The organism is Actinomycetospora sp. TBRC 11914, assembly GCF_012933465.1.
Classification (GTDB): domain Bacteria; phylum Actinomycetota; class Actinomycetes; order Mycobacteriales; family Pseudonocardiaceae; genus Actinomycetospora.
Genome location: NZ_JABBND010000021.1, coordinates 80,780 through 93,113, shown reverse-complemented (window position 1 = coordinate 93,113; position 12,334 = coordinate 80,780). Strand labels below are relative to the sequence as shown.

Annotated in this window: 13 protein-coding genes; 6 read left to right on the top strand and 7 right to left on the bottom strand. The window is 68.7% G+C overall.

What is annotated here, in order from left to right:
- Nucleotides 1-9: 9 nt before the first annotated feature.
- Nucleotides 10-1,425, bottom strand: coding sequence for an amidase (locus tag HH311_RS25945; protein ID WP_312030410.1), 1,416 nt, complete (start codon nucleotides 1,423-1,425; stop codon nucleotides 10-12).
- Nucleotides 1,426-1,495: 70 nt separating this feature from the next.
- On the opposite strand from HH311_RS25945, the gene HH311_RS25940 reads away from it, so the two are divergent.
- From HH311_RS25940 to HH311_RS25925, 4 genes are all read left to right on the top strand, one after another.
- The gene (locus HH311_RS25940) at nucleotides 1,496-1,807 is read left to right on the top strand and encodes a hypothetical protein (RefSeq protein ID WP_169186603.1); all 312 of its coding nucleotides are present in this window, start codon (nucleotides 1,496-1,498) and stop codon (nucleotides 1,805-1,807) included.
- Complete coding sequence (locus HH311_RS25935) at nucleotides 1,807-2,874, top strand: hypothetical protein (protein WP_169186602.1); 1,068 nt, start codon at nucleotides 1,807-1,809, stop codon at nucleotides 2,872-2,874. The genes HH311_RS25940 and HH311_RS25935 overlap by 1 nt, the downstream gene beginning before the upstream one ends.
- Nucleotides 2,861-3,235 (top strand): hypothetical protein, encoded by a 375-nt coding sequence (locus HH311_RS25930; protein WP_169186601.1) that lies wholly within the window; start codon nucleotides 2,861-2,863, stop codon nucleotides 3,233-3,235. The genes HH311_RS25935 and HH311_RS25930 overlap by 14 nt, the downstream gene beginning before the upstream one ends.
- A 153-nt stretch (nucleotides 3,236-3,388) precedes the next feature.
- Nucleotides 3,389-4,135: a hypothetical protein gene (locus HH311_RS25925; RefSeq protein WP_169186600.1), complete on the top strand. Its 747-nt coding sequence runs from the start codon at nucleotides 3,389-3,391 to the stop codon at nucleotides 4,133-4,135.
- A gap of 39 nt (nucleotides 4,136-4,174) precedes the next feature.
- On the opposite strand, the gene HH311_RS25920 is transcribed toward HH311_RS25925, so the two are convergent.
- The 3 genes from HH311_RS25920 to HH311_RS25910 all read right to left on the bottom strand — a co-directional run bounded on the left by HH311_RS25920 (nucleotide 4,175) and on the right by HH311_RS25910 (nucleotide 5,886).
- Nucleotides 4,175-4,759: a dihydrofolate reductase family protein gene (locus HH311_RS25920; protein ID WP_211190810.1), complete on the bottom strand. Its 585-nt coding sequence runs from the start codon at nucleotides 4,757-4,759 to the stop codon at nucleotides 4,175-4,177.
- Nucleotides 4,760-4,868: 109 nt separating this feature from the next.
- The gene (locus HH311_RS25915; RefSeq protein ID WP_169186598.1) at nucleotides 4,869-5,237 is read right to left on the bottom strand and encodes a VOC family protein; all 369 of its coding nucleotides are present in this window, start codon (nucleotides 5,235-5,237) and stop codon (nucleotides 4,869-4,871) included.
- 88 nt (nucleotides 5,238-5,325) lie between these two features.
- Nucleotides 5,326-5,886: a DUF4253 domain-containing protein gene (locus tag HH311_RS25910; RefSeq protein WP_248304215.1), complete on the bottom strand. Its 561-nt coding sequence runs from the start codon at nucleotides 5,884-5,886 to the stop codon at nucleotides 5,326-5,328.
- A 348-nt stretch (nucleotides 5,887-6,234) separates the two neighbouring features.
- Between HH311_RS25910 and HH311_RS25905 the strand changes: the two genes are divergently transcribed.
- Nucleotides 6,235-6,657, top strand: a complete 423-nt coding sequence (locus HH311_RS25905) for a PPOX class F420-dependent oxidoreductase (protein WP_169186596.1) — start codon at nucleotides 6,235-6,237, stop codon at nucleotides 6,655-6,657.
- Nucleotides 6,658-6,705: 48 nt separating this feature from the next.
- Here HH311_RS25905 and HH311_RS31115 read toward each other — a convergent pair whose 3' ends face one another.
- From HH311_RS31115 to HH311_RS25890, 3 genes are all read right to left on the bottom strand, one after another.
- Nucleotides 6,706-6,939, bottom strand: coding sequence for a hypothetical protein (locus tag HH311_RS31115; RefSeq protein ID WP_211190809.1), 234 nt, complete (start codon nucleotides 6,937-6,939; stop codon nucleotides 6,706-6,708).
- Nucleotides 6,940-7,107: 168 nt separating this feature from the next.
- On the bottom strand, nucleotides 7,108-7,344 hold the full coding sequence (locus HH311_RS25895; RefSeq protein ID WP_211190808.1) for a type II toxin-antitoxin system Phd/YefM family antitoxin: 237 nt from the start codon (nucleotides 7,342-7,344) through the stop codon (nucleotides 7,108-7,110).
- Between the two features lie 355 nt (nucleotides 7,345-7,699).
- Nucleotides 7,700-9,745, bottom strand: coding sequence for a restriction endonuclease (locus tag HH311_RS25890; protein ID WP_169186595.1), 2,046 nt, complete (start codon nucleotides 9,743-9,745; stop codon nucleotides 7,700-7,702).
- Between the two features lie 1,645 nt (nucleotides 9,746-11,390).
- Here HH311_RS25890 and HH311_RS25885 point away from each other — a divergent pair.
- Nucleotides 11,391-12,152: a hypothetical protein gene (locus tag HH311_RS25885; RefSeq protein WP_169186594.1), complete on the top strand. Its 762-nt coding sequence runs from the start codon at nucleotides 11,391-11,393 to the stop codon at nucleotides 12,150-12,152.
- Nucleotides 12,153-12,334: the final 182 nt, after the last annotated feature.

Genomic DNA, 12,334 nt, shown 5'->3' with positions numbered 1-12,334 from the left:
CCCGGGCACTCAGGACTGGCCCAGGCGCGGCCAGGGGCGTTCGGCCTCGAGGAGGTAGGCGAGCTCGATCAGGGTGCGCTCGTCGCCGGTGGACCCGGCGAGCTGGACGCCGATCGGGAGGCCGTGGCTGTCCTGGCCACCCGGCACCGCGATCGCCGGCGCGCCCGCGACGTTCTGCAGCGGCGTGAACCCGACGTAGTTGATCAGCCGGTCCTTGAGCTCCTCGAACGGCACCGCGGGATGGAGGTGGCCCAGCGGCGGCGTGCGGTGCGCGAGGACCGGCGAGAGCAGGACGTCGTGGTGGACGAACTCGTCGTCGTAGGTGTGGGCGATCCGCTTGAGCCGCCGCAGGAACCCGGGCCGCCGCGGCGCCGTCGTCAGGAAGTGCCGGTACAGGCCGTGGGTGAGCGGGTCGAGCCGCGACGCGTCGAACTCCGGGAACCCGAACCGCCCGCCGGCCACGATCCCGACCGCGAGCAGCCCCCAGTAGACCAGGAAGTCGTCGACGAACTGCTTCCCGACGCCGAGGGTGTGCGGCTCGACCTGGTGTCCCTGCTTCTCGAGGGTCGCGGCTGTATCGAGCACGGCTCGGCGCGTCTCGTCGTCGACGGTGCCCGCGGCGGGGCTCTCGAGGACGAGGCCGATGCGGAGCCTGCGCCGACTCGGTCCGTCGATGAGGCCGATCGGGGGAAGGTGTGGGTTTCTGCGGCCTCGGTCGAGGTGGCCGAGGACGGCGGCGGTGTCCCGGACCGTCCTGGTGACGACGCCGTCGCTGACCAGGTTGATCGGCATCTGCGCGCCCTGGGCGTTGAGTGCGGTGCGGCCGCGGGAGGGCTTGAGCCCGACGAGCCCGCACGCGGCGGCCGGGATGCGGATCGAGCCCCCGCCGTCGTTGGCGTGCGCGAGCGGGACGGCTCCGGCCGCGACGAGGGCGGCCGATCCGCCGGAGGAGGCGCCGGCGGAGTAGGCGGAATTCCACGGGTTGCGGGTGGGCTCGGCGTCGACGAACTCGGTGCTGGCGTTGAGCCCGAACTCCGGCATGCGGGTGCTGCCGAGGAGTGCGACGCCGAGGTCGAGGAGCTGCTGCGTGACCTCGGCGTGGGCGGGGGCGGGCCGGGCGGTGTAGGCGGAGCTGCCGTTGGTGGTCGGCCGGCCGGCGACGTCGGTGTTCTCCTTGACCAGCATCGGGACGTCTGCGAGGGGCCCATCGTTATTGCCCGCGACGGGCTCGTCGAAGCGGTCGAGGGTGAGGCCGTGGAGGGTGGGGTCGATCTTCCGGGTCCTCCGGGCGGCGGCCTGCCGGACCTCGTCGGGTGACACCTCGCGCCGTCGCAGCCGGGCGGCGAGCCCGACGGCATCGTCGTCACCCAGCGCGTCGTCGGCGACCGCCGAGACCCGTCGCACCGCGTCCGATGGCACCGCCACGCGCGCCCTCCCTCTCCCGACTTCTCCGAACCGACCCCAGCGGCGTCGGCTCTGCGTCAGGATCCCCGACGTGCCGGACGGGTTCGACGTGCGCCCCGAGCAGCTGCGTCGCGGCGCCGCCGACCTGCGCGCGGATGCCGACGGGCTCGACGACGCGGCGCTGCAGGCCGGGGTGGCCGTGGACGACGTCGCGGCGGCAGCCGGGGCGGGCCCGCTCGCTGGGGCGGCGTCGGCGTTCTCGTCGCAGCTCGACCGGGCGGTCCAGGCGATCGTCGGGAGCCTCACGGACTGCGCCGGCGCGCTGGAGGCCTCGAGTGCGCAGTACGTGACGGCCGACGGTCAGGCCGGCGTCGTCACCCCCGGGCTCGGCGGTCCACGCTGATGCCGCTTCCCGGCGATCCCGAGGCGATCGAGGAGGCCTGCCGGGGGTTGGCGGCCGCGGCGACGGCGGTGGAGACCGGGGGCGAGGCGGTGGCGGGTCACGGGCGGGCGACCACCGCCGACTGGACCGGCCTCGCGGCGCCGCTGGCCCTCGCCCGGACACAGCAGGACGCGAGGAACGCGCAGCGGGTGGCCGAGGCCGTGCGCGCCGCGGTCGGGCCGCTCGCGCGGTATGCCGAGGAGCTCCGGGCGGCGCAGCAGGACTACGCGCGGGGTGAAGCGTTGCTCGCCCAGGGCCAGGCCGCGACATCGGCTCTCGGGTCAGGGCAAGATCCGACTCTGGACGGCGGCGGCGCGCTGATGCGCGCTGCCGAGGAGCGCGCCCGTTTCGCCAACGAGGCGGCGGCTCGTGCGCTGGATGCGGCGTCGTCGTCGCTCGCGGGCATCGCCCCGCCGCCGACTCCCCCGGCTGCAGCCACGACGTCCCCGCTGGCCGAGGTGGGGAACGCCGTCGCGTCGGTCGGGATGGCCGCGCTCGATCACCCGCTCGACCTGGCGGCGGTGGTGGGCGGCGGGGCATTGGCCGCCGTCAGCGGAGCGGTCGCGGCCGGGAGCGTCGCGCTCGACGCCACCGGTGTCGGCCTGATAGCCGGGTTACCGGTGGGAGGAGCCGCGGCCGCAGGGGTGGCGGCCGGGGTCGGCATCGCCGGTGCGGGCCTCGTCGACCTCGCTACGCACGCCGCCACCGACAGCAGCGTCGCGCCGTTCCAGGTCGACCAGGAGACGGACGCGTCACGCATCGATGAGCGGGCTCGCACCGTCGGGAAACCGGGAAAGAACAAGCGCGTCCGCGTCGTCGAGACCGAGGAAGAGGTCCGCGCGCTCTACGACGAGCTGTCGGAGGGCGGCACCCCGGCCGAATGGCCCGATTACGGCGGGCGGGTGGTCGAGTTCCCTGACGGGACGAGAGTCGGTCTTCGCGACTCTTCCTCCAGTGCCCCAGGTTCTAGTGTCGACGTTCGCATCCCCGGACAGCCCCCGAGGAAGGTCCACCGTGAAGGCCAGTAGCTACGACCCGCGAGCGGAGATCCTGTGGAGCGCCACCGACGACTGGGTGAGCTTGTCGGAGGCCGCGTGGATCGTTCGTGACGAGCAACCGGTCGACCCGGTGGCGTGGAAGCGAGAGACGCTGGCCCTGCTCGCCGACCTCCTTCGAGAGAAACTGATGATCGTCGGGGATGTGTCCGAAGAATTCCGCCCCTGGCAGCTCTCAGACGATGACGCGGTGAAGGAGATCGACCGACGCTGGGAGGAACCGTTCGAGGACATCTCGCCCTTCCACGGCGTGTGGTTCGCCAACACACCGGCAGGAGAGGTCCTCGCCGAGCAGTTGGCGGACGCGGGGATGACCTCGCGTCCGGAGGGGTGAGAGGAGAGGTGGGCTCAGGCCCTTCCATGGGAGCCACACCTGTGAACTGCCGGGGCGCTCGCAGCCAGTCAGCTCATTCAGTCGCCCGTGAAAGGCCCTGCCGATGTCGGCAAACACCCGCGGCGTCGGGCCGATGGACGGCACCATCGCGACGTGGACGACGCCATCTCGATGCGCGGACTACGGATCGCCGACCCGGACGAGGTCGACTGGCTGCGCGAGCTCGAGCCCGCCGCATCGATCAGCTTCATGCCGCACGCGTGGCCGGCCGAGACGTGGGTGCTCCACGGCATCTGGGAGGACCCCGAGCACGGGCCCGCGGATTCGCTCGATCCTGAGCTCCGGGAGAGGACCGGGCTCTTCTGCTCGGAAGTCACCGGCTTCGCCTCGCCTCCGCCGGGCTGGCGCCGGGTGCGATGGCACGAGTTGGCCGATCGCCTGGGCGTGCCGATGTGCGGCTCCAGTCGCGGCAAGCCCGTGCCGCCGTGCCACCACTGGTTCCCGTACTCCTCGTGGCCGGCGACCATGATCCAGCCGAACGAGGGCAGCCTGGACGCCCCTACCGGCAACCGGCTCATCTCGGTGCTCGCCGAGGTGACCGAAGGTGGCCTGGACGCGCCCTGCATCGCCTACTACTCCGGTGCCGGGTGGCCGTTCGGCGAATGGTCGCAGCTGACCCTGAGCGGCCCTCTCGTCTCGGTGCTCGACGCTGCCCGGTTCTCGACGCGCGACACCGTCACCCCGGACAACATCTGGCCCATCGACCGAAACTGGTTGCTCACCACCGACTACGACCTCTGGGGGACGCGCATCGCCGGCTCCCCCGAGGTCGTCCACGCCGTCGAGACCGACCCGAAGCTCGAGTCCGTCCGTCACCCGCCCGACGTCACAGCCTCATGAGTCCCCTGCCGCGGCCGGGACCAGGCACCGTGAACCGGGTCAGCGGACGCGTCGGTAGCGGATGTGGGTGGAGAGCGGCGAGTGCAGGACCTCGACCGGCTCGAAGTCGAAGGACCCGATCCCCTCGAAGAGGCTCTCCCCCGACCCGAGCACGACGGGCGCGATGTCGAGGGCGAACTCGTCGATCACCCCGGCCTTCAGGGCCTGGCGAACGGTCGAGGCCCCGCCGGCGATGTCCACGCCCTTGTCGCCGGCGGTCTCACGGGCCGCCGCGTAGGCCTCGTCGAACCCACCGGTGACGAAGTGGAACGTCGTGCCGCCCTCCATCTCGATCGGGTCGTGGGCGTGATGGGTCAGCACGAACACCGGCGCGTGGTAGGGCGGCTCCGGGCCCCACCAGCCGCTCCACTCCTCGTCCCAGTCCCCGCGGATCGGGCCGTACATGTTCCGCCCCATCACGTACGCACCACGCGGACGCATGAGCCACTCGACGGCCTGCTTGTCGGCCTCGGTCGCGCGCGGGTCGCCGATGTGCCAGCCGTGCAGCTCCTTGCCCCGCTTGCCCAACGGGTCGTCCCGGCTCTGGTCCGGTCCGGCGGCGAAGCCGTCGAGCGAGATCGACATGTGACAGGTCGTGTCGGACACGAGCAGCCCCCAGTGGTTGCAACCTGCAATCGGTCGTGCGGGACGATAGCAGGGTGGTGGCGGACTGCAAGCGCCTACCGACCCGCCGTCAGGAGGCGCGGGTCAGGACCTCGAGGTTGTGACCGTCGGGGCTGTCCCAGTAGAAGCCGCGCCCGCCGAAGTACGCGCTGAATTGCTGAGGCCGGGAGCGCATCGGGTCCCCCCAGTACGGCAGGTCGCGCTCCTGGAGCCGCCCGAACACCTCGTCGAACGTGTCCTCGGAGACGAGGAACGCGAGGTGCATCGACCCCGGGACCTCGTCGACGTCCATGAAGTCCAGGCTCACCCCGTTGCCCAGGTGCACGGCATCGAAGTGGCCGGCCTTCGTCACCTCCAACCCGAGTAGGTCGGCCAGGTCCTTCGCCGCGGCCCGCTGGTCACGACTCGGGACGATCGTGTGGTTCAGCTCGACAGTCATCGTCGTCCTCCTCGGTCGCATCGACCCGATCGAAAGTAGGACCTCGACCGCTCTTCAGGTCAACCGTCCCTCGACCTCGACTCGCACGTCAGTCCCACCAGAACCGCCACCTGCTCGCCCCTCGGATCGTGCGCCCGTAGGTCCTCGGCGTGTAGACGATGCCGTTCTGCGGGTCTTGCTGGTCCGGGCAGAACGCGAAGTGCTCGGCGGCGACCCGCTCGGCGTCCGCCTGCGACCGTGGCGGGTGCGCGACGGCGAGCACGAGCGTCGAGAAGGTCATCGCCACCAGCATCGCGCCGAACCGTTCCTCCCAGCTGCGGAGCACCGCGCAGAGGCCGACCAGATCGCGGTCCCGGTAGTTGCACATGCCGGCCCAACCGAGGGCAATCGGGATGTCCGCCGGGCGGCCCGCGTCGACGACGGCGAGGGTCGCGACCTCGGAGAGGTCGCCCGCGAGATCCGCCGCGGCCGCGGCGGTCGAGGAACGGCGCGACCAGTCGACATCGGTCGCGGCTGAGGAGCTCCGCGGGAACGCATCCTCAACCGGTTCGAGGCAGTGACACTCCGACGGGCAGGGACCGGGCCACCAGGTCTCGAGCACGTCCATCGCATCGGCGGCCTCGAGGTCCGCCATCGGGTCGGTCGGCATCGGCGGCTCGCCGGCGAGACCGGTCGCCCGGTGCCCGAGGAGGATCGGACTGCGTCGCGACCGCCGGGCGTCGCGCAGCAGGCGACAGTAGAGCGACGGGTCAGGGTCCGTCGGGACATCGAGCACACCGGGAACGAGGAGGCGATCGGAGCTCATGCCCCTTGGACTGACCCCGCGCGACGACGGTTCCACATCGCTGACAACCGACGAGCACGACGACGGTCCGAGTCCGACAGCCCGCTGGGCCGACCGAGTCACGGTGACTCAGTCGCGCCCCCGCGCTCGCCGTCGGGAACCGACCACGGCCCGCTTGACCTCGACCAAACTTCAGGTCCTACGGTCCGACTCATGTTCACGGACGAGGAGCTCGCGTACCTGGAGAGCCAGCGGATCGGGCGTCTGGCCACCAGCCAGCCCGACGGCACCCTGCAGAACAACCCGGTCGGCTTCGGCGTCAACAAGGAGTTGGGGACGATCGACATCGGCGGCTACAACATGGCCCGCAGCCGCAAGTTCCGGAACGTCGCCGCGAACGGCCAAGCCGCCTTCGTCCTCGACGACGTCTACTCGACCGACCCGTGGCGCGTGCGCTTCCTCGAGATCCGAGGGCACGCGGAGGCGATCACCGAGCCAGGCGACGCGTCCGACCAAATGAGCGGCAGCCCGATCATCCGTCTGCACCCGACCCGCATCCTCAGCATCGGCCTCGAGCCCGGTGACCTCGACGTCGAGCCTCACCACGCAAAGCTGCGCAGCCGCACCGTCGACTGAGTGCCGACGACGTCGGGCTCACGCCACGTCGCGCTGACCGGCGGTCCGTCAGGTCAGCGGGACGGCAACGACCTCGAGCTCGTCCAGTTCCGGGAAGTCGCCCCGGGTTGGCCGTGTGGAGCGGGAGTCCGCGCCACAGCGACACCGGCGATTATCGCGTCGTAGCTGCGAGCCGCGGGCCTGCGGCCGGCCTGCCGCAGCGCTGCCGCCCCCGGCCGAATGATCGAGCAGCTGCGCATCGAACGGCAACGGGTCGAAATCCGCCTCGGCCTGCTCCAGCACCACCTGCCGGGCGGCCGTTCGGCATCCGTCCGCGCCACGAGTGGGCCCACTGAGAGTTCCGCGAGCCTGACGGCGCTGATGAACGGTGTGACAGCAGGTACGTCCCGTCGGTCAACGTCGGGAGCGCGATGACCACGCTCGTGTCCGGCAGCCCGGCGGCCGCACCCGTCACAAGGACCCGTCGAGCAGGTCGTCGACGTCGGAGCGGAAGGCGGTCGGGTCCACAGCGGGCACCGCACGCCACCGGGACAGCAGCGCGTCGCGGGTCAGGCGTGGGCGGGACACCGGGTGCACCTCGCCCACGGGCTCGCCGTCGCGGGTCACCTTCAGCGACTCGCCCCGTGCGACCCGCGAGAGCACCTCATCGCCGGCGTCGCGCAGATCGCACATGCCGACCTCGTCCACGACTGGACCGTATCGCCGGTGAGACGCACTCTAGGCGGACCATGCCAGGTCGGCTGCCACCCGTCAGTGACCGTCCTGGACGAGTCGCTCCTGCCAAGATGTCTTCATCCCTCATGAACTCCACGATTGGCAGCACCCATGCCGCGATAACCCCGATTATCGCGGCATCGCTCCGCCGTCCCGAACGACTTAGACGACATCGGCGGCGCGCCTCGCGGGTCGCGCCGTTCCGAGCGTCGGCCCAGGTCAATCCGTTTCCGCCGATGACCAAAAGCCCTCAATCTCCGGCAGCGGCAAGCGCAGAGAGTGCAGCTGCAGACCCTCCTCTCCGCAGCCGTGCATTCTCTGCCTTGAATTACGTATTTGCTACAGAAGCAGCTCCGCTTTCGATTGAGTCCGCAAGTGCACGAAGCTGAGCTGCACCAGCCGATACGTCGCTCACCACGTAGGTGGAGAACTTCGGGTCGTCGGCTTTATCAACCTGTCGCAGCGCTGAAATCTGTAGGCCCGATAAGGTAGTAATAGCGGCGACAACTTCGTCGACACTCGGCGAGAGGTCAGTTCGACGACCGTCTCTCGAGATGTCTCGCGCCGAAATTGCCTCTTTAGAATCATTGGCTTCTTCGACGAGCTTGGCGATCACGAACGAGATAATTGCTAGCTCTCTGCCTCTAGCTGCGAGGAGGTCCTCAATAGCGGTCAAGCCGTTGGGCATCTGGAACATGACTCCGACCTCACAAGGCCGTAGCCCAATCGACTTGGCGGCCTCAGCTATAGCGCCCAGTCGGTCAGCCTCTAAGAGAACCCACTGCTTACGCTCAGCCATGTTCTTGATCGTGTCACCGCTGAAGCTGGGACCTACGATCGCGACATGATGCGTCTGATGACGTTCTTTGTGAGTCTCGATACCAACGTCGCTAATATCGGTGTGGCTTACCGACCCCGATGACCGCGCCTTCGCCTCGACAATGGCGCTTGACTGCGAACCGTCGGGGCCCGCCCATTGCAATAAGATGTCCGTATCCCCCGAGCCCCCTACCGTGCGAGCCTCAAACCCCACCTCATGGAAAAGGTCTCGAATAGCTACCTCTAGCCCGCGGCCGGACGGCTGACCTTTAGTAAACGGCTCTAGGGACAGCCTATTCAGTTGTTCTCTCAAGTTCGCGGCCTTATTCGAATGCGCCCCGCCATCATCTGCGTGGCGGCCGTCGGTCGCCGGCATTTGCGTTGGTGACACGTCAGCTAAGGGTAGCTCTGCAGCCAACGCGCTTCCGAGAGAAGTGGCGCGCAGGCTACCGTAGCGAGATTCCTCAATCAGGCCCGCATCAACGAGAAAGCTGGCGATCCACCGGCACTTATCTACATTGACCCCATAATTCTTAGCCTCCGCATACATAGCCTTCCGAGGTACGTCGCTCTCCACGCTTCGAATCATTTCACCGATGAAGCGCATATTTGCATGCAGAATCCGAATGAAATTGAGGTCGTCGCCCGAGTCGATCCATGCCCGTGCAGGTGGCGTCGCTTCAAATACCCCGCGACCAACCTCAGAGAGTACTCCGGAGGCTCTCATGAAAGGCAGCATCGAGTTGACGCTGCTACGCGCCAGATCGAATCTCTGGCATATGAACGAGAAGAGTTCCTCGCGTTCAATCTTTTCGAAGGCCGCATTAACGATGATCCTAAGATTCTCGACCTTGTTCGGATTCGATGGCGGGCTCGGGACCCAGATGTTGTAGGTACTGCGCGACTCGTGTGTTCGCGCCGCCGTCCGGAGTTCGTCTAGGATGGTAGCGATTTCGGCCGGAGCCTTCGAAATCTCAGCTGGATCGTTGTCGCCCGAAGCAAACGCCTCTGGCGTCACTACTATGCGGCCGCTGAGTAGTTCTCTTCCCGCCTCGGTGGCTTGCCAACGCCGATTTCCGACGCCTTCGATCAGTCCGAGGATCTCCTGCCAGTCCATCCGAATCCGGGTGTTACCCCTGCTTCGCCACGTTTGCTCATAGAGGTATCGCACTTTATCGTCAACCTCATCTACCGTGAGCGCCTCATGCGCGAGCATCGAGAGAGTCTCAGCAAAGAGTCTGACGCGGTCTGCGAAGATCTCGGACAGGCGCGCAGCAGTTGGTTCGGAATAGAGACTCAATCCGCAGGTAGTGAGGCGCAGACCGCCAGCGGTGCTTTCCGCGAGCCTGAGCCCTCTCAGAAATCCGTAGTACTCTCGCCAAGTCGCTGGCTCGCGTTTTGGTGCCGCCCCGCCCGAGCGTGGCTCCGTACCCGATATTTCGAAGGACAAGTCGGCGGCGGAATCAAGGTTGGTCGCTCGCCCCTCGCCCACGAGTCTGACTAATTCGAGAACGAGCGGAAGCCAGACCGCTTTGCCGCCGAGGAGGCCGGGCACCGCGCTGGCCTGCCCGCGATAAAGAGCTCTCTGCGCAGGGAGACCAGAGACGGGGGCATCTAGATCACCGGACGGAGGCATGACGGATAGTATAAGTCTGGTCGGACCTAGGGAGTCAAATCAAGGTCGTTTTGGACAATGTGTGGAAGGGGGCCAGATGGCTGAGTGGCCGTCACGGGCTCGTCCTCGGGCAGCTGGACTAGACGGTATGGCGGCCACACGCCTCATACCGTCTAGCCACAAGTCTCGGGCAGGCAGAGCGGCGGTCGACGGCGGGGCGAGGCCAAGGACGGAGCGATGGCGAGTTCCGTCGCCCTCTTGGTAGCGAGCGAGGTCGGCGGGGCCATCGACAGATGACCTCGCGCGGAGGCTCGCAGCAGACGCCGCGATATGCCCGGTCATCGCAGCATGGGGTGCTCGATCCCATAGGACGGGGTTCCCGTGCGCTTCGGTGGTCCGCCATCGGCGTCGGCGCTGCTCAGCGACAGGATCGACGAATAGCAGTCTTCCTCGCTGGGAGTCCGTACCCGGCTGTCGTGTCACGACCCGGCCGAGCTCACGAAGGACGTCCCGGCCTACCGGGTCTGCCGGCGCTGACGTCGCGGGCCCGACGGCGACGAGCCGCGCCGTCGAGGCCCGCCATCCGTGCCCTCGACTACGAAGGAGACCCGAGCATGACCACGACCCTGATCGACCTGGCCCTCCGCCTGCTCGACGAGCTCGACCGCCCCGACGGCTCACCGACGTCCGGCGCTCCGCGACCGGATCGCCGAAGTCGACGACGCCCAGAGCGGACCGAGCGAGATCGACTCCCCGGACGACCGCGACCTCCGCGATCACGACGCCAACGGCGACCTGGTCGCGCTCGAAGCGATCGGCTACCACGAGACCCAGGGCCGCGCCGGAACCTGACCGCCTCCGAAGGCCCCTACCCGATCATCCACCGACGGGGGCCTTCGGCGCGTCTCCGGGCCGCTCAGTGCCCCCTGTGCGGCCCGGAGAGCTCCCGCCAGCGAGCGCGACGACCTGCCCTCGGCCAAGGCAGGCCCTGACGGCCCTCGCCCGCGCCGCCCGGGCTCTCGCAGGGCCTTCGTGGGCATGCTGGCCGGCCTCGCGCCCGTCCTGCCGATGCTTGGCCAGTCTTGACTCTGATCTTCGCCCTGGCCTCGACCTTCGAGAGGGCCTTCTTTATCTCTCCCGGGAGTCGGGAGGTGTCGGGGACTACGCGGACGCTGACGCGCCGACTCCCTCGCCGCCGGGGCCTGCCGTGGGGGAGCGCCTTCCGCCGGCCCTCCGGCCCAGGGGTGACGAAGGGCGCCGTGCGGGTCGGCACGGCCACGGCCCGGCTGCCGGCCGCGACACCCCGACCGACCGCCACCAGGGAGCCAGTTTCAGGATCCCATCCGTGGCCGCTGAGCAGGCAAGATGCGGGCGGCAGCGGGCTGTCGTACGTTTATGGCACCGTGATCGGCATGACTTCCCCCAGGTACGACTCCTCAGCTGAGGAATACGCCGGCCTTCACGCGACCGTGGTCAACGCAATCCGCTACGTGACCGCCGGTCAGTCAATCGAGACAGCCGCTCACGAAGCCCTTCAGCGCCTTCGTGACCGCGGCCTCCCGATCCCCGCTCGCCCGGACGGGCCGTGAACGAGGAGGACGAGGACGAGGTCCCGGCGCTCCTCCGCTACTTCGCCGCGGGCATCAACGGCCTGACAGGGAAGGCGGTCGAGGGCTTCCTCCTCGTCCAGGGCGCGGACCCGATGGTGGCGGCGATGACCGGCGGCTCCGTCGGCGAGATGGCGAAGGAGACCATCCTCGAAGGGGGCCGGCGATTGCTCCTCCGCCGCCAGGAGCGCCTCCTCCACGCCTTCACCGCGGCCGAGGAGGAGTCCGGCGGCTGGAAGCCTCACGAGCTCTTCGCGCGTGCGCTGGACCAGGACGACGAACGTCGGCTGGACCTGTTCGTCAACGCCTTCAACGCGGCGGCCCGCGAGGCCGACGAATATCGGGTCCGCTCCTTCGGGCGGCTCGCGGCGATGGGTGTCCTCGCCGAGGAGGACGCGGTGGTCGACCAGACAGCTCGCGTCTTCGCGACCCTAGCGAGCTTCGATCGGGCCGACCTCCGGGCGATGGTCTATATGGCCGAGCGGCCCAACAAGAGCTGGCAGCGCACCCGGTACCCGAAGAACGAGGGGACTCCGAATGTCCTCGACGAGGAGCTTCCCGATCTTGCGCCCGTACTGGACGCGGTCCTGGCACGACTCGAGGGAGCGGGCGTCATCACGAGTGCCCAGGGCCCCGGCCTGTCGTCCCGCGCGACCCAGTGGCAGGTAACGACCTATGGCGAGCTGTGCGCCCGGGAGCTCGCCCGGGGCGACGACACCGCGACGTATCTGCCTTCCTAGGGGCGCTTCCATTCGACCACGACCGACGACGGGTCGAAGACCGCGACCCGCTTCGTCGTGGTCCACTCGACCCGCACCTCGATGAGCGCCTAAGGCGTCGCTCGTCGCTGCTCGACCCGGTCGCTTTCACCGCTCTGCGGCGTCGTCGGCTCACGCTTGCTCGCTGAACATCTTGGTAGTGG